The organism is Streptomyces sp. NPDC028928 (genome assembly GCF_055564915.1).
Window position 1 is genome coordinate 128,587 of the sequence record NZ_JBVHVI010000004.1, and the last position, 16,553, is coordinate 145,139.

Annotated in this window: 13 protein-coding genes; 9 read left to right on the forward strand and 4 right to left on the reverse strand. The window is 72.1% G+C overall.

Features of this window, described 5'->3' with window-relative positions; genetic code table 11:
* Positions 1-163 precede the first annotated feature (163 nt).
* From ACZ4U1_RS11880 to ACZ4U1_RS11920, 9 genes are all read left to right on the forward strand, one after another.
* The gene (locus ACZ4U1_RS11880; RefSeq protein WP_467902404.1) at positions 164-1,441 is read left to right on the forward strand and encodes an extracellular solute-binding protein; all 1,278 of its coding nucleotides are present in this window, start codon (positions 164-166) and stop codon (positions 1,439-1,441) included.
* Between the two features lie 78 nt (positions 1,442-1,519).
* The gene (locus tag ACZ4U1_RS11885; RefSeq protein WP_467902406.1) at positions 1,520-2,518 is read left to right on the forward strand and encodes a carbohydrate ABC transporter permease; all 999 of its coding nucleotides are present in this window, start codon (positions 1,520-1,522) and stop codon (positions 2,516-2,518) included.
* Positions 2,515-3,345 carry a carbohydrate ABC transporter permease gene (locus tag ACZ4U1_RS11890; protein WP_467902408.1) on the forward strand — a complete coding sequence of 277 codons (831 nt, stop codon included), beginning with the start codon at positions 2,515-2,517 and terminating at the stop codon, positions 3,343-3,345. Before ACZ4U1_RS11885 ends, ACZ4U1_RS11890 begins: the two co-directional genes overlap by 4 nt.
* 6 nt (positions 3,346-3,351) lie before the next feature.
* Entirely contained in the window at positions 3,352-4,839 is a 1,488-nt protein-coding gene (locus ACZ4U1_RS11895) for a glycoside hydrolase family 3 protein (RefSeq protein WP_467902410.1), read from the forward strand.
* A 103-nt stretch (positions 4,840-4,942) separates the two neighbouring features.
* On the forward strand, positions 4,943-5,974 hold the full coding sequence (locus tag ACZ4U1_RS11900; protein ID WP_467902412.1) for a phytanoyl-CoA dioxygenase family protein: 1,032 nt from the start codon (positions 4,943-4,945) through the stop codon (positions 5,972-5,974).
* A complete protein-coding gene (locus tag ACZ4U1_RS11905; RefSeq protein WP_467902414.1) occupies positions 5,971-7,260 on the forward strand; it encodes a DUF6271 family protein in 1,290 nt (429 codons plus the stop codon). Before ACZ4U1_RS11900 ends, ACZ4U1_RS11905 begins: the two co-directional genes overlap by 4 nt.
* Positions 7,257-8,435, forward strand: a complete 1,179-nt coding sequence (locus ACZ4U1_RS11910) for a type III PLP-dependent enzyme (RefSeq protein WP_467902416.1) — start codon at positions 7,257-7,259, stop codon at positions 8,433-8,435. Before ACZ4U1_RS11905 ends, ACZ4U1_RS11910 begins: the two co-directional genes overlap by 4 nt.
* Positions 8,432-8,935 carry a GNAT family N-acetyltransferase gene (locus tag ACZ4U1_RS11915; protein ID WP_467902418.1) on the forward strand — a complete coding sequence of 168 codons (504 nt, stop codon included), beginning with the start codon at positions 8,432-8,434 and terminating at the stop codon, positions 8,933-8,935. The genes ACZ4U1_RS11910 and ACZ4U1_RS11915 overlap by 4 nt, the downstream gene beginning before the upstream one ends.
* Complete coding sequence (locus ACZ4U1_RS11920) at positions 8,935-10,104, forward strand: MFS transporter (protein WP_467902420.1); 1,170 nt, start codon at positions 8,935-8,937, stop codon at positions 10,102-10,104. The genes ACZ4U1_RS11915 and ACZ4U1_RS11920 overlap by 1 nt, the downstream gene beginning before the upstream one ends.
* A 16-nt stretch (positions 10,105-10,120) precedes the next feature.
* Here ACZ4U1_RS11920 and sbnA read toward each other — a convergent pair whose 3' ends face one another.
* The 4 genes from sbnA to ACZ4U1_RS11940 are packed head-to-tail and all read right to left on the reverse strand — an operon-like array spanning position 10,121 to position 16,543.
* Positions 10,121-11,140, reverse strand: a complete 1,020-nt coding sequence (gene sbnA, locus ACZ4U1_RS11925) for a 2,3-diaminopropionate biosynthesis protein SbnA (protein ID WP_467902422.1) — start codon at positions 11,138-11,140, stop codon at positions 10,121-10,123.
* Between the two features lie 36 nt (positions 11,141-11,176).
* The gene (gene sbnB, locus ACZ4U1_RS11930; protein WP_467902424.1) at positions 11,177-12,247 is read right to left on the reverse strand and encodes a 2,3-diaminopropionate biosynthesis protein SbnB; all 1,071 of its coding nucleotides are present in this window, start codon (positions 12,245-12,247) and stop codon (positions 11,177-11,179) included.
* Entirely contained in the window at positions 12,244-13,248 is a 1,005-nt protein-coding gene (locus ACZ4U1_RS11935) for a TauD/TfdA family dioxygenase (RefSeq protein ID WP_467902426.1), read from the reverse strand. The genes sbnB and ACZ4U1_RS11935 overlap by 4 nt, the downstream gene beginning before the upstream one ends.
* A 43-nt stretch (positions 13,249-13,291) precedes the next feature.
* Positions 13,292-16,543 (reverse strand): non-ribosomal peptide synthetase, encoded by a 3,252-nt coding sequence (locus ACZ4U1_RS11940; protein WP_467902428.1) that lies wholly within the window; start codon positions 16,541-16,543, stop codon positions 13,292-13,294.
* Between the last annotated feature and the right edge of the window lie 10 nt (positions 16,544-16,553).

Here is a 16,553-nt window from a genome sequence, read left to right on the forward strand (position 1 = left end):
CGGCTTTCCGAACCACCCTTGACACTCCAAAAGGTCTAGGCCAAGCTCCACCGTACTGGTCTACACCATTAGTGGCCAGGTCCCGAGCCCTACGTGCAACAGCGTCGTACGCAGGTCACCGCCGAGGGCGTGGGGGGTTAGAGGCATCCCTGAGGAGGGTGGCGTGAAGCGCAAGCTTGCGGCCGCGATCGTGATCGCGGGCATGATGGTCTCCGTGTCGGCGTGCGGCGGCGACGACGGCGACGAGGGCAAGAACGCGGGACCGGACAGCTTCAAGGGCCAGACCCTGACGGTCTGGGCGATGGACGGCTCCACGCCGGACCAGTGGGTCAAGGACGTCACGGCCGCGTTCGAGAAGAAGACCGGCGCGAAGCTGAAGTTCGAGACGCAGAAATGGGACGGGATCCAGCAGAAGATCACCACCGCCCTCTCCGAGTCCACCCCGCCGGACGTGCTGGAGGTCGGCAACACCCAGACCCCGGCCTACGCGGCCACCGGCGGCCTCGCCGACCTGAGCGACCTGAAGGAGGAGATCGGCGCCGACTGGACGCCGTCGGTCTCGCAGTCCTCCGTCTACGACGGCAAGCAGTACGCGGCCCCCTGGTACTTCGCCAACCGCGTGGTCATCTACAACAAGAAGATCTGGGCCGAGGCCGGCATCAAGGACACCCCGAAGACCCGGGACGAGTTCTTCAAGGACCTTCAGACCATCGACAAGAAGACCGACGCCGAGCCGATCTACCTGCCCGGCCAGAACTGGTACTTCTTCGACGGCCTGACCATCGGACAGGGCGCCGACCTGGTGAAGAAGCAGGGCGACACGTACGTCTCCAACCTCGGCGACCCCAAGGTGGCCAAGGCCATGGAGATCTACAAGAAGTACGCCTCCTACTCCAAGGCCCCCAAGGACAAGGACGAGGCCACCCCGCAGCAGGCCGAGGTCTTCGCCAAGGGCAAGACCGGCGCGTTCATCGGCATGGGCTGGGAGGCCGGCACGGCCGTGCAGGCCAACAAGTCCATCGAGAAGGACCTCGGCTACTTCACCATCCCGGGCGAGACCGCCGACAAGCCCGAGGGCGTCTTCCTCGGCGGCTCCAACCTCGCCGTCGCCCAGGGCAGCAAGAAGCAGGCCCTGGCCAAGGAGTTCCTGAAGATCGCCCTGTCCGACCAGTACGAGGGCGAGCTGGCCAAGCTCAACGGTGTCATCCCGAACAAGCAGTCCCTGGAGTCCAACCTCAAGGGCAACGCCGTCGCCGAGGCCGCCGCTCCGGGTGCCGCCGTCGGTGGCACCACCCCGCTGATCCCCGAGTGGGGTGCGGTCGAGAACAACCCGAACCCGATCAAGTCGTACATGACGGCCGTGCTGAACGGTAAGTCCCCCGCGGACGCCGCCAAGCAGGTCGAGGACGAGATCAACAAGCGCCTGGCCCAGCAGAACTGATGACCGCGCCGGGGGCGCCGCGCTCGCGCCCCCGGCTCATCTGTGTCGTCCGTACGGCCACGGAAGAGATGGCAACTCATGTCAGTGCAGACCGAAGGCACGGACACGGCCGGGGAGCCCGCTGTCCGCAAGGCCCGGGTGCCGGCCCCGCCGCGCGGTGACCGCCGCACCACCGGCACCCCGTCCCGGCGCCAAGGCGCCACCCCCTACCTGCTCCTGCTGCCCGCGCTGCTGGCCACCGTGGTGCTGCTCGGCTGGCCCCTGGTCAAGAACGGCATGCTGTCGTTCCAGAACCTCAACCCGCGCCAGCTCATCCAGCACCTCACCGAGTGGAACGGCGTCGACAACTACCGGGAGGTGCTCAGCGGCGGGGACTTCTGGCGCGTCGTCGAGCGCTCCGTCGTCTTCACCGCCGCCAACGTCGTACTGATCATGGTGATCGGCACCCTGGTCGGGCTGCTGCTGGCCCGCCTCGGCAAGAAGATGCGGCTGCTGCTCCTGGTGGGCCTCGTCCTCGCCTGGGCCATGCCGGTCATCGCGGCCACCACCGTCTACCAGTGGCTGTTCGCGCAGCGCTTCGGCGTCGTCAACTGGGTCCTGGACAAGCTCGGCTGGCACTCGATGGCCGAGCACAACTGGCTGGAGACCCAGTTCTCCACCTTCGCCGTGGTCACCCTGCTGATCGTCTGGCAGTCCATACCCTTCGTGGCGATCAACCTCTACGCGGCCACCACCACGATCCCCAGGGAACTGTACGAGGCCGCCTCCCTGGACGGCGCCGGCGCGTGGAAGAGCTTCACCTCGGTGACCCTGCCCTTCCTGCGGCCGTTCCTGTACGCAACGACGTTCCTCGAGGTCATCTGGGTGTTCAAGGCGTTCGCGCAGATCTTCGCCATGAACGAGGGCGGCCCCGACCACCTCACCGAGACCCTGCCGATCTACGCCTACGTCGAGGGCGTCGGCAACCAGCACTTCGGGCTCGGCGCGGCGATCTCCTTCCTGACCATCCTGGTCCTGCTCGCCATCACCTCGTACTACCTGCGCATGGTGCTCAAGCAAGAGGAGGACGAGCTGTGAAGCGCTCGCTCTTCGGCCGTATCTGGCCCAACGCGACCGCCGTCGTCCTCTTCGCCGGCTTCGCGTTCCCCGTCTACTGGATGTTCGCGACGGCCTTCAAGCCGACCGGCGACATCATCGCCGACGACCCGGTGTGGTTCCCGACGGACGCCACCCTCGCCCACTTCAAGAAGGCGGTCGACGCCGACCACTTCTGGACCCTGGTCCTCAACTCCGTCACCGTCACGGCCCTGTCGGTGCTGTTCTCGCTCGTCATCGCCCTGTTCGCGGCCTTCGCCCTCGCGCGGATGCGGTTCAAGGGGCGGCGCGGTCTCATCGTGACCTTCATGCTGGCGCAGATGGCCCCCTGGGAGGTCATGATCATCGCCATCTACATGATCGTCCGCGACAACGACATGCTGGACAGCCTGGTCCCGCTCACCGTCTTCTACACGATGATGGTGCTCCCGCTGACCATCCTGACCCTGCGCGGCTACGTCGCCGCCGTGCCCAAGGAGCTGGAGGAGTCGGCGATGGTCGACGGGTGCACCCGCATCCAGGCCTTCGTCAAGGTGATCTTCCCGCTGCTCGCGCCCGGCCTGATGGCGACCTCGCTGTTCGGCTTCATCACCGCCTGGAACGAGTTCCCGCTCGTCCTGATCCTCAACAAGGACGTCGAGAAGCAGACCCTGCCGCTGTGGCTGTCCCAGTTCCAGACCGCCTTCGGCGACGACTGGGGCGCCACCATGGCCGCCTCGTCCCTGTTCGCGCTGCCCATCCTGATCCTCTTCATCTTCCTGCAACGCAAGGCTGTCAGCGGTCTGACCGACGGCGCCGTGAAGGGATGACGCCCGATGACCACCATCGCCACCGGCCCTGACACCCTCACCCGGAACGCCCTCGCCGTACTGCAGCCTGGATTCGACGGCACCACCGCGCCCGACTGGGTGCGCCGCCGCCTCGGCGAGGGCCTCGCCTCCGTCGCCCTGTTCGGCCGCAACGTCGTCAGCGAGGACCAGGTCACCGCGCTCACCACGCAGCTGCGCGCCGAACGCGAGGACCTGCTGGTCGCCATCGACGAGGAGAGCGGCGACGTCACCCGCCTCGACGTGCGCACCGGCTCCTCCTTCCCCGGCAACCACGCCCTCGGCGCCGTGGACGACCCCGACCTCACCCGGGCCGTCTCCCGCGAGCTGGGCCGGCGCCTGGCCGCCTGCGGGGTCACCTTCGACTGGGCACCCTCCGCCGACGTCAACGCCAACCCGGACAACCCCGTGATCGGCGTCCGCTCCTTCGGCGCGAGCCCCGACCTGGTCGCCCGGCACACCGCCGCCTGGGTGGAGGGCCTGCAGTCCACCGGCGTCGCCGCCTGCACCAAGCACTTCCCCGGGCACGGGGACACCAACGTCGACTCCCACCACGCCGTACCCCGCATCGACGTCGACGCCGACACCCTCTACGAGCGCGAACTGCCCCCCTTCCGCGCGGCGATCGCCGCCGGCACCCGGGCCGTCATGAGCGCGCACATCCTCGTCCCGGCCCTCGACCCGGACCGCCCCGGCACCCTGTCCCGGCGCGTCCTCACCGAACTGCTGCGCGGCGAACTCGGCTACCAGGGCCTGATCGTCACCGACGGCATGGAGATGCGCGCGATCTCCGGCACCTACGGCCTGGAGCACGGCGTGGTCCTCGCCATCGCGGCCGGCGCCGACGCCATCTGCGTGGGCGGCGGACTGTGCGACGAGGGCACCGTGCTGAAGCTCCGGGACGCCCTCGTGGCCGCCGTACGCTCCGGGGAACTGCCCGAGGAACGGCTCGCCGACGCCGCGGCCCGCGTGCGTGACCTGGCCGCCTGGACCGCCGCGGCCCGCGGCGACGCGGCGAGGACCCCGGCCGACCCGGAGATCGGCCTGGTCGCGGCCCGCCGCGCGCTGACCGTGACCCGCGCGGGCGCCGCCGCACCGGTCACCGAACCGCTGTACGTCGCCCAGTTCAACCCGGCCCCGAACATCGCCGTCGGCGACCAGACCCCCTGGGGTGTCGCCGCCGAGCTGGAAAGGCTGCTGCCCGGCAGCGCCTCCGGCTCCTTCACCGGCGAGGGCGCCGGTGCCGCCGTCCTCGCCGCGGCCGGCGGGCGCCGGATCGTCGCCGTCGTCCGCGACGAGCACCGGCACGACTGGATGCGCTCCGCGCTCTCCGCCCTGCTCGCCGCCCGGCCCGACACCGTCGTGGTCGAGATGGGCCTGCCGCAGGCCCCGCCGCGCGGCGCCCTGCACATCGCCACCTACGGCGCCGCCCGCGTGTGCGGGGTGGCGGCGGCCGAGGCCGTCGTCGCGGGCTGACCCCACGGGTCCACCGGCCGCCCGCGGGTGCGGGCGGCCCGCTCGATCTTGCTCTTTTCCCGGACCTCGACCGGACCTCGTGTTCCAGTTCCAGAGGAATCGCATGCAGACGCCCCACCCCCACCTCCACCGCGCGGCGACCGCCCGCCCCTACTTCAGCGCCGACGGCGAGACCTACCTCGCCCCGACCCCCCTGCGCGACCTCGAGAAGAGCCAGCCGCTCAGGGTCCTGACCGAAGAGGACTTCACCTTCTGGCAGACGTACGGCTACGTCGTCGTACGCGAGGCCATCGCCCCCGGCGAGGCCAAGGCCCTGCTGGACTTCGCCTGGGAGTTCCAGGGACTCGACCCCGACCGCCCCGACACCTGGTACGAGGAACCCGAGTTCCGCTCCGAACTCGACCGGCACCTCTACATCTACGGCTTCGTCGAGGCCTACCACCACCAGCTCCTGTGGGACAGCCGGCAGACGCAGCGCGTCCACGACGCCTTCGTGGACGTCTGGGACAGCCCCGAACTGTGGGTCACCCTGGACCGCCTCAACCTCAACCCGCCCAACGTCCGCACCCGTTCCCGCTCGCTGATCGAACCCACCGACGAGGGCTTCGACATCGAGCTGCACTGGGACGTCGACACCACCCTCGCCGTGCTGCCGCAGCGCGTCCAGGGCATCATCGCGCTCACCGACACCCGCCCCGAACTCGGCGGCTTCCAGTGCGCACCCGAACTCTTCCGCCGCTTCGAGGAGTGGCGCGTCGCCCAGCCGCCCGGCCGCGACCCGGTCCGGCCCGCCGTCGACCGCGCCGAGTTCCCGGTGATCCGCCCCGACCTCCAGGCCGGCGACCTGCTGATCTTCAACGGACTGCTCGCGCACGGCGTGGCACCCAACCTCTCCGACAACGCTGTCCGAGCCGTCCAGTACCTGTCGATGATGCCCGCGCTGGAGGAGCACACGGCCCTGCGCGACTCCCGCGTGGACTCCTGGCGCACCCTCGCCACCCCCGACTGGAACGCCACCCTCCTCGGCGACGCCCGCACGCCCGAAGCCCTGCGCTACGGCCCCGCCGAACTGAACGCCCTGGGGCGCAGGCTGCTCGGCCTCGACTCCTGGGCCGCCGCGGAAGGTGCCCGGTGAACCGCGTCTGCCTCACCCTGCCCACCAACCGGGCCTGCTCCGCCACCATCACCGCCCTGCACGCCGAAGCCGCGTACGCCGCCGGGCACTTAGGCGCCGATGTCCAGCTGCTGATCCTGGACTCCGCCGACGCCGCCGCCCGGGCCGGGCACACCCGCGCGATCGCCGCCCTGCCCGCACACCGGGGCGTGACCGTCCATCACCTCGACGAGGAAGCCCAGCGGGACTTCCTGCGCCGGGCCATCCGGAAGGCGGGCCTGCCCGACCCCGAGCGCCTGCTGCACCTCATGCTCCCGCCCGCCGTCTCCTACGGCGCCTGCACCAACCGCGCCTTCCTGCTGGCCGCCGCCCTCGGCTGCGACTCGGTGCACCGCCGCGACTCCGACAGCACCTACCAACTCCACGCCGGACGCCCGGTGTTCCCCGTCCACCACGAGCTGCCGTGGCTCGGCCGGCCCGCCGCCGAGGCCTCGGCCGCCGTCACCCGCACCGACCTCCCCCCGGCACTGGCCCACCGCCCGGTCTCCCTCGCGGGAGCCTCCTTCATCGGCGAACTCTCCGTGGACATCGGGGAGATACGGCGCCTGGACGAAGGGGTCCACCACGACGTGGTCAGCCTCTGGGCCCGCGCCGACTGGCCCGAGGACCGCAAGCGCGCCCTGGTCGAGGAGTCGTTCACCGGAGCGGGCACCGCACCCTTCACCGGGGACCACTCGACCCTCACCGTGGTCGACCCGATGCGCGTCGACATGTGCAACATCGCCTTCGACCGCGCGGTGTACGAACGGATCCCGCTCCCGCCGGCCACCGACACCATCGGCAGCGACTACTTCCTCCTCCACCTCGTCCACGACGCGGGCCTGCCCGGCATCCTCCACAACCGCCACATCGAGAACTTCCACACCCCCGAACGCCGCACCGACACCGGCTTCCCGGCCTACCAGCGACGGTTCGTGAAGTTCCTGCTGTCGATGCTGTACTTCCACCACGTCTACGACCGGATGGCCGCCGAGGGCGCCGGGCTGCTGGACGCCCGGCAGCGGGTCCGGCCCGACCGGATCGTGGAGATCCTCCGGGAGAGCACCGGCCTGGACCGCGCCGAGAACATCTGGCGACTGGACCGGATCGACACGGCGTACCGCAAACTGGGCGGGCGCTACGCGTCCTTCGCGGCACAACTCGCCCCGGAACGCGCCGAGCTGCTGGACCGAGCGGAGAGGGACATCGAGGACTTCGCCCACCTGACCGAGTCCTGGCCGGAACTGATCAAGGCAGCCCGGTCATGAGCGCACCGACGGGGCATGCCACCGACCGCGTCGTCTACGACCTCACCGGCATAGAGCACCAGTACGACACCCTGCTCAGCGAGCTGCCCGGAACCCGCATCCGCTTCGCCCTCAAGGCCTGCCCCGTCGACGAGGTCCTGCACTGCCTGGCCGAGCGCGGAGCGGGATTCGACGCGGCGAGCCCCGCCGAGATCGAGCAAGCCCTGCGCGCCGGTGCCCACCCCGACCACATCCACTACGGCAACACCGTCAAGTCGGACCACGACATCGCCGAGGCCCACCGCCTGGGTGTCCGCACCTTCGCCACCGACAGCGTCGAGGACGTCACCGCCATCGCCGCGCACGCGCCCCGCGCCCGGGTCTTCTGCCGCCTGGCCACCAGCGGGGAGGGCGCGCTGTGGGGCCTGAACCGCAAGTTCGGCTGCGCACCCGACGACGCCGTCCGCGTGCTGGACGCGGCCCGCGCGGCCGGCCTCGCCCCGGCGGGCCTGTCCGTGCACGTCGGCTCGCAGCAGATGACCGGCGAGGCCTGGCAGCAGGCCCTCGACACGCTCGCCGGGACGCTGACGGCGCTGGCCGGGCGGGGGATCGTACCCGACCATGTGAACCTCGGCGGCGGGCTGCCCGCGCTCGGTTACCAGGACCGGCACGGCACCCCTCTCGAACCGCCCCTCGACAAGATCCTCACCGTGCTCCGCGAGGGCATGGAACGCCTGAACGCGTCGGCCGCCGCCCCCCTCGACTTCGTGCTGGAGCCGGGCCGTCACCTGGTCGCCGATCACGGAGTGATCCGCGCCCGTGTGGTCCGGCTGACCGAACGGGCGCAGCCGGGCGGCGGGCGTACCCGCTGGCTGTACCTGAGCGTCGGCAAATTCAACGGTCTGTACGAGATGGACCAGGTGACCCACCCGCTGGTCTTCCCCGGCCGGGAGACGGAGGAGTACGTCCCCGCGATCGTCGCCGGCCCCACCTGCGACAGCGACGACGCCTACGGCGGCGGCCGGTACCCGGTGCGGGTGCCCCGGTCCGTCCGCTCCGGCGACCCGGTGTGGATCCTCTCCGCCGGTGCCTACGCCACCAGTTACACGACCCAGGGATTCAACGGCATCCGCCCGCTGCCGTGCGTGTGCACGCGCGGCCGGGAAGGACACCCGGGAAGGACAGCACTGACATGACAGGCCTCATACGGGGCATCACCGAGGCCGACTGGCCCCAGGTCGCGGCCCTGGAGGCCGGGGCGTACGCGGGGACCCCGCTGACCGAGGGAGAGGCCGGCCTGCGGTCCCGGGCCTCGGCGGGCACCAGCTTCGTCCTCGACCTCGACGGCCGGATCGCGGGCTATGTCCTCGCCCTGCCCTACCGGCGGTTCCACTGCCCCGACCCCGCCCGCCCGGAACAGGTCGCCCACCACACCACCAACCTCCACCTGCACGACCTGGTCGTCAGCGCGCCCCTGCGGCGCCGGGGCCTGGGCACCCGCCTGGCCCGGCACCTCGGGGACGTGGCCCGCACCCGGGGCTTCGCGACCATGTCGCTGATCGCGATCGCCGGCAGGGAGCGCTTCTGGCGGGCCAACGGCTACCGCCCCCACCACGAGGCGCGGGTGCCGGCCGGCTACGGCAGCGGCGCGGTGTACATGTCGGCACCGGTCGCCGCCCGGCGGAGGGCGAGCTGATGCCCGTACCCTCCTTCCGGCGCGCCAAGTGGTCGATCGCGGCACTGTTCTGCTTCCTCGGCTTCCAGTACGGCACCTGGGTCTCCCGGCTGCCCGCGCTGAAGACCCGGCTGGACCTGGGCGCCGGCGAGGTGGGTCTGCTGCTGATGGCCTGCGGGGCCGGAGCGGCGGCCTCCTTCCCGCTGGTCGCCGCCCTGATGCGGCGGTTCGGCTCCCGGCTGCTGTCCCTCGCCTCCGCCGCCGCCCTGATCGTCGTCCTGGCCGCGCTGGCCGTCGTACCGGACTACCCGTCGGCGCTGCTCGTGGTGTGCGCCGACGGAGTCGCGGTCGGCTGTCTCAACGTCGCCATGAACGCGCAGGGCGCCGCGCTGGAGAGCGTCCACGGGCGTACGGCCATGTCCCAGCTGCACGCCACCTTCAGCGGCGGGCTGCTCGCCGCCGCCCTGCTGGCCTCCGGCGCCACCACCGTGACCGGGGCCATCCCGGCCCACTTCGCCGTCGCCGGTGTCCTGTTGCTGCTCCTGCTCGCCGGCGCCCGCCCGGGCCTGCTGCCGCACGAGGAGGCGCGTCCCGCCGGTACGGGCGAGCCGAAGCGGCGCACCCGGCGCGGCCTGCCCTCCGGCACGACCCTTCTCATGGGCTGTGCGATGGCCTTCGGCACGATCACCGAGGGCGCCATGAACGACTGGTCGACGCTCTACCTGAAGGACGTCGTCAAGGCGTCCGCGACTATCGCACCGCTGGGTATCGCGGTCGTCTCCGTGATGATGCTGCTGGCCCGGCTGTGCGCGGACCGCTGGCGCACCCGCTGGGGCGACGGGCGCGTGGTGCGCGCGGGCAGCGCGGTGGCCGCCGTCGGCCTGGCCCTCGCACTGCTCGCCGGGGGAGTGGTCCCCACGCTGCTCGGTTTCGCCTGTGTCGGCCTCGGCGCGGCCGCCGTCACCCCGTGCGTGTACGTGGCGGCCGCCGGCCACGGCCCGGACGCGCTGGCCCTGGTCGCCGCGATGGGCACCACGGGCCTGCTGGCCGGCCCCGCCCTGATCGGTTTCGTGGCCGGCGCGGCCGATCTGACCGTGGGCATGGCCACGGTGGCGGCCTCGGCCCTGATCGTCACGGCCACCGCGTTCCGGATCCCGTGGCGGGCCCGCACCCCGGCACCGGTCGGGTGAGCCCCGGCCGGTGCCGTCACCGTCTGCGGCGGTCCCCCGGGCCCCGGGACGCGGAGTCCTCCTGCCACGCGCTGGCCTCGGCGGAGTCGAGCAGGTGTTCGCCGTAGAGGTCCTGCAGCCAGTTGGTCTGGTAGATGGTGTCGAGGTAGCGCTCGCCGAGGTCGGGGGCGATGGCCACCGCGGTGAGGCCGCGGGTGCCGTGCCGGGCCAGCCAGTCCGTCGCGGCGCTGACCACCGTTCCCGTGGAGCCGCCGAACAGGAAACCGCGGCGGGCCATGCGGTGACAGGTGCGGATGGTGTCCGCCTCCTCCACCCGGACCACCTCGTCCACGTACGACTCGTCGAGCAGCGGGGGACGCATGCTCATGCCCAGGCCGGGGATCATCCGGCGGCCGGGCGTACCGCCGAAGGCCACCGAGCCCACGCTGTCCACGGCGACGATCCGCACCGGCCGGTGCCACTCGCGGAAGTAGCGGGCGCAGCCCATCAGCGTGCCCGCGGTGCCCGTCCCGACGAACAGCACGTCCAGGTGCGGGAAGTGGCCGGCGATCTCCGGAGCCGTCGTACGGAAGTGGGCCCGCCAGTTCCCCGCGTTGGTGTACTGGCTCAGCCACACGTACCGGTCGTCGGACGCGCACAGCGCGCGGACGTACTCCAGCCGCGTCCCCAGGAAGCCCCCGTTGGCGTCCAGGTCGGTCACCACGTGCACGTGGCTGCCCAGGGCTTCCATCAGCAGCTTGGTCGACAGGTTGCACCGGGAGTCGGTCACGCACAGGAACCGGTAGCCCTTGCTCGCCGCGATCATGCTGAGCGCGACGCCGAGGTTTCCGGACGAGGACTCCACGAGGATGGAGTCCGGCGTCAGGCTGCCGTCCCGCTCGGCGCCCTCGACCATCTCGTTCGCGGCCTTCAACTTGATGGAACCGGCGAAGTTGAAGCCCTCGCACTTGAGGTAGAGGCGGTGTCCGAAAACCGGCTCTAGATCGACGAAGAGACTTCCTTCGTTGAAGTCGTGGGGAGCGGATATGACGGGCACGGCAGCCTCCTGGTGCCAGGGCCGAGGGCAACCGCCTCAGCCGTACCGGCGCAGGTCGTGGAAGAAGTCGTCGATGAGGCGGAGTTCTCCCGCCCGGGCCACTTGGTCGTAGACGTACTTGCCGACGGCCAGGTCGAGGACGCCGAGGCCGAAGGGGGAGAAGATCACTGGCTGGTCGTGGGGAGGGGCGGCCCGGCCGAGCATCACGTCGTAGAGGGTGCCGTTGAGGAAGTCGCGGTTCCCGGTGCGCTGCTCGACCAGGTGCGGGGAGGTGTCGGCCTGCAGGCAGTGGTCGACGTCGTCCACGAAGTTGGCCGCGCCAAGCAGGATCTCGGGGGCGAGGTCGCGCAGCGACACGTGCAGGACCAGGGGGTTGTGCTCGAACCAGCCCGGGGCCGTGACGTGCGGCCGGCCGGCGATGGTGGCGAAGACCACGAGGTCGCTGGAGCAGATCAGGTCCTCGGCGCTGTCGTGGACGGTGACCTGCCCGGTGGCGCCGGACTGGCGCAGATAGCCGCGGAAGCCGTCGGTGCTGTCGGCGGACAGGTCGTGCAGGCCGATCGCGTCGAAGGTCCAGCCGGTGCCGGCCAGGAAGGTGTGGATGTACCGGGCGATCAGGCCCGTGCCGAAGAAGCCGACCCGGCGGGGCCGGGTCCGGGTGCGGCTGAGCCAGTCGGCGGCCAGCGCGGCGGAGGCCGCCGTCCTGGTCGCGCTGATGACGGAACTCTCCAGGCAGGCGAAGGGGTAACCGGTGTCGTGGTCGTTCAGGATCAGGACGGCGGAGGCCCGGGGGAGCCCGGCGCGCACGTTGTCGGGGAAGCTGGAGATCCACTTCAGGCCGTCCACCTGCGTGGTGCCGCCGAGTGAGGCGGGCAGCGCGATGATCCGCGAGGACGGCCGGTCGGGGAAACGCAGGAAGTACGAGGGCGGGTTGACCGAGTCCCCGGCGCCGTGCAGCCGGTAGGTCGCCTCGACCAGTTCCACCAGTTCCTTCTCGCGCCCGCCGAGGGTCTGCCGCACCTGCTTGCCGGAGATCACCGCGAAGGTGGGCGGCGACGCGGGCCCGGGCGTGGCCGGCTCGGGGGTGGTCGACAGCAGATGGGTCATCGCCCGCTCGCCTCCCCCGCCGGGCAGGAGTCGGCCAGGCGCCGTGGCTCCGCCATGCCGACCAGGACCCGCCGCTCCCCGGTGAAGGGCTCCCTGCTGTGCGCGGTGCCGATGTTGTCCACCAGCATCAGGTCACCGGCCTGCCAGGGTTCGCGCCGGGTGTGCTCCTCGTAGACGGTGTTGATCCGCTGGACGACGTCCTCGGGGATCGCACCGCCGTCGCCGTACCGGGTGTTGAACGGCAGCCCGTCGGCGCCGTACTCGTCCACCAGGTACTCGCGCACCTCGGGGGCCAGCGTCCACTCGTTGAGGAAGGCGATCTGGTTGAACCAGCACCGCCGGCCGGTGAGCGGGTGCCGTACGACGGCGCAGCGGCGCTGCTCGGTGCGCAGGGGGCCGTCGCCCTGCCGGCGGATGTCGATGGCGTTCGCGCGGCAGTAGCGCTCGATCGCGTCCCGGTCGTCGGTGCCGAAGGACTCGGCCGGCGACGCCCCGATCTCGTCCTGGTAGGTGCGGGTCAGCAGCCAGCCCTCCTGCTCGAAGCGTTCCGTCAGCTCGGCGGGCAGCGCGTCGAGGACCTCCGCGGCGTCGGCCACCGCCGTCGCCCCGCCCTCCTCGGGAGCGGTCAGACACGCGAACAGCAGCAGGCCGGGCACCTGGAGCGGGTAACTCAGCTCGTGGTGCATGCACATCGGCTGGTTGTCCGGCCAGGGCGTGGAGGAGTACAGCCCCGCCCCGAGCGCCTCCCGCGGGGCGAACGCCTCCCGCTCCGGCAGGAGTTCACCGGCCAGCCGGGCGAAGACGGCACCGACCTGGTCCGCGTCCTTCAGGCCGAGGCCGCGGACGAGCAGCGCCCCGTGCTCGGTGACCTGCGCCCGCAGGGCCTCGCGGTACTCGGCCGCCCACGCCGCGGCGTCCTGCGGTGGATCGACGCGCAGCATCGCGGGCCTGTCCGGCCGCAGCTCCACATCGAGCGGTGCTGCCAGGGATGAGGACGGCATCTCGGGTTCCTTTCGGTCGCCGTGTCGGTGGTTCGTACGGGTCTCAGGTGGAGGCCAGCGGGACGGCCGCGCTCAGCACGGCCCGCGCCGCCTCGGCCGGCCGGGTGCGCAGGAAGTAGTGGCCCCCGTCGGCCAGTTCGTGCAGATCGACGTGCTCGGCCAGGAGCAGCCAGTCGCGGTGGCGGTCGGCGTGGCCCGCCGTGTGCGGGTCGTCGGCGGCGACGACCACCGAGACCGGTACGGACAGCCGCACCGGCGGCGGGGACTCCAGGGCCGCCGCGAAGTAGCGGTGCGCGGACACGCAGTCGTGCCGGTAGGCGGCACCGATGTGCTCGGCGTGCCGCTCGTTCAGTTCGGACAGTTCGGTGTAGCCGCTGTCCTCGGTCAGCCGTGCCGCGATCTCCGCGTCGCTCCGGCGCGTCAGCTCGGCGACGGCGGCGTTCCGCTCGGCGGCGGTGCCGAGGAGCTGCGCGCCGAGGAACACCCGCGTCACCCGCACGCCCCGTTCCTGGAGCCTGCGGGCCGTCTCCAGGGCCGGCGCGGCGCCCGAGGAGTGGCCCCACAGCATGACCCGGGTCAGACCGCGCGCGGTGATCTCGGCGGTGACCTCCTCGGCGACGTCCTCGATGGACGCGAACGGTTCCCGGTGGGCCGCCAGGTCGTGCCCGGGCAGGTCCACCGCGAGGACCGCCGGACCGCTGCCGGCCAGCTCCGCCGCCATCGGCCGGTAGTTGACCGCGTTGCCGCCCGCGTAGGGGAAGCACACCAGCGCGCCCTCCGCCGCACCGCCCGCCTCCGACAGGGGCTGGAGCAGCTCCGGGCGCCGCCGGGCGCCGCCGTCGAGGAGGGCGGCCAGGTCGGCGAGGACCGGATGCCGGGTGATGTCCTTCAGCGAGACCGCCCGGTCCAGCGCGATGCTGAGCTTGACCGCGGTCAGGGAGGTGCCCCCGGAGTCGAAGAAGTGGTCCGTGCGGCCGATCCGGTGCTCGGGCACGCCCAGCAGCTCCGCCCAGGCCGCCGCCAGCCGCCGTTCGGCCGGGCTGAGCGCCTCCCGCTCCGGGCCGTCCGTCTCGGTGTCCGGCGCCGCCCGAAGGGCCTCGGCGGTCAGGGCCTTCCGGTCGGTCTTGCCGTTGGCGGTCAGCGGGAGGCTCTCCCGCCAGTGGAAGGCGGCCGGGACCATGTAGGCGGGCAGCGCCGCCGCGAGCGCCTCGCGCAGCGCCTCCGGCTCGTGCCGCCGGCCGGTGTGGAAGGCGATCAGCTGTGTGTTCCCGCCCCGCTCGACCACGACCACGGCACCGTCCCGGACCCCGTCGACCCGCAGCAGGGTGTTCTCGATCTCGCCGATCTCGATCCGGAACCCGCGGATCTTGACCTGGCTGTCCCGGCGGCCGAGGAACTCCAGCTTGCCGCCGGGGTGCCAGCGGCCCCAGTCACCGCCCAGGTAGAGCCGCTCCCCGGGCCGGTACGGGTCCGTCCGGTAGGCCTCCCGGGTCCGCTCGGGATCGTTGACGTACCCCCGGCCCACACAGACACCGGAGAACGCGATCAGTCCCGGGGCGCCCAGCGGCACCAGGGACAGCTGCTCGTCCACGACGTAGACGTGCACGTTGTTCACCGCCCGCCCCAGCAGGACCCGGTCGGGCACGCCGTCCAGGACCTCGTGGTTGGTGTCGTCGGAGGTCTCCGTCAGCCCGTAGGCGTTCAGCAGCCGGATGTCCGGCTGGAGCGCGAACCAGCGCTGGACCAGCTCCCGCTTCAGCGCCTCGCCGGTCACCGACACCCAGCGCAGGTCCGGCAGGGCGCGGGGGTGCCGTTCCAGGTACGAGACCACGACCTCCAGGTAGGAGGGCACGACCTGGGTCACGGTGACCCGCCCGCGCACCAGCGTGTCGAGGAACCGCTCCACGTCCACGACCACGTCCTGGCCGACCAGCAGGGTCCGCCCGCCGACCAGCAGCGCGGAGAGCAGCTGCCAGAGCGAGATGTCGAAGCACTGCGGGGCCGTCTGCGCCACCACGGACCCCTCGCCGATCCCCAGGTCCTCGATCTTGGCGTGGAGGTGGTTGAGCAGGCCCGCGTGCTCGCACATCGCCCCCTTCGGCTCGCCGGTGGAACCGGAGGTGAAGTAGATGTAGGCCAGCTGACCGGCATCGACCCGCACCCCGAGGTCTCCGTCGGCGTGCGGTTCCGCGTACGCCGTCCCGACCAGCAGCTTCTCGGCCCCCGGTACGTCGGCCAGCGCCTGGTCCAGGGTCCGGGTGCTGCCGGACTCGGTGAGGACCAGCCGGCACCCCGCCCGCGACAACGTTGCCGCGATTCGGCCGGCCGGGAAGTGCGGCTCGATGGGCAGGTACACCCCGCCCGCCTTGAACACCGCCAGCGTCGCCGCCAGCCAGTCGAGGTTCCGTTCGGTGACGACGGCGACCACGTCCTCCCGGCCGAGACCCCGGGCCAGCAGCGCCCGGGCCAGCCGGTTGGCGCGCGCGTTCAGTTCCGCGTACGTCCACTCCCGCTCGCCGTGCACCGCGGCCACCGCCTGCGGCCGCTCCCGTACCCGGCGCTCGAACAGCTCGTGCGCGCGGGCGTCCGGCAGCGGCCGGCGGGGACCCGCCAGCCCCTCCAGCTGCTCGCGCACCTCCTCGGCCGACAGCAGACTCTGCTGCGCGTGCCCGGCGTCCGGATCGGCCGCCAGCAGCCGCAGCGCCCTCAGGTGGTAGCCGCCGATCCGCTCCGCGCTCCCGGCGTCCAGCACGTCCGTGCGGTACCGCAGGCGCAGCAGCAGCCGTCCGCCCCGGTCGCACCAGCGCACGTGCAGGACCCCGTCCTCGGCGTGCGCCTCCTCGGCGCCCATGGGCCCGAACACGACCTGGTACGACGGCTCGGTCACCCCCAGTTCCCGGGCCAGCTTCGCCACCGGGAACTCCCGGTGGGCCAGCACCGCCGCCTCGGCGCGCTCGGCGGCCGACACCAGCGCCCGCCAGGACCCCGGGGGCACGGTCAGGCGGCACGGCAGTGGCTCGCCGCGCACCCCCGCGGTGTACCCCGTCACCACCTCCGGCTCGCCGGACAGCGCCGCCAGCACCTTGGCGTGCGCCGCCAGCAGCACCGCGCTGAGCGGCAGCCCCGACCGGCGCACCAGTCTGCGCACCTGGGCCGCGACCTCGTCCGGGACCGCGGTCTCCTGCTCGGCCGCTCCGGGGACCGGCTCCTCCGCCCACCGGGGCACGGCGGTGCCGCCGCCGGCGGTCAGCACCCGGCTCCAGAACTCCCGGTCCGTCTCCACGCGCGTGTCCATCGGATGGCCT

Coding starts and splice junctions, on each gene's coding strand:
- ACZ4U1_RS11885 (WP_467902406.1), top strand. CDS start 1,520: ATGTCAGTGCAGACCGAAGGCACGGACACGGCCGGGGAGCCCGCTGTC.
- ACZ4U1_RS11895 (WP_467902410.1), top strand. CDS start 3,352: ATGACCACCATCGCCACCGGCCCTGACACCCTCACCCGGAACGCCCTC.
- ACZ4U1_RS11900 (WP_467902412.1), top strand. CDS start 4,943: ATGCAGACGCCCCACCCCCACCTCCACCGCGCGGCGACCGCCCGCCCC.
- ACZ4U1_RS11910 (WP_467902416.1), top strand. CDS start 7,257: ATGAGCGCACCGACGGGGCATGCCACCGACCGCGTCGTCTACGACCTC.
- ACZ4U1_RS11915 (WP_467902418.1), top strand. CDS start 8,432: ATGACAGGCCTCATACGGGGCATCACCGAGGCCGACTGGCCCCAGGTC.
- ACZ4U1_RS11920 (WP_467902420.1), top strand. CDS start 8,935: ATGCCCGTACCCTCCTTCCGGCGCGCCAAGTGGTCGATCGCGGCACTG.
- sbnB (WP_467902424.1), bottom strand. CDS start 12,247: ATGACCCATCTGCTGTCGACCACCCCCGAGCCGGCCACGCCCGGGCCC.
- ACZ4U1_RS11935 (WP_467902426.1), bottom strand. CDS start 13,248: ATGCCGTCCTCATCCCTGGCAGCACCGCTCGATGTGGAGCTGCGGCCG.
- ACZ4U1_RS11940 (WP_467902428.1), bottom strand. CDS start 16,543: ATGGACACGCGCGTGGAGACGGACCGGGAGTTCTGGAGCCGGGTGCTG.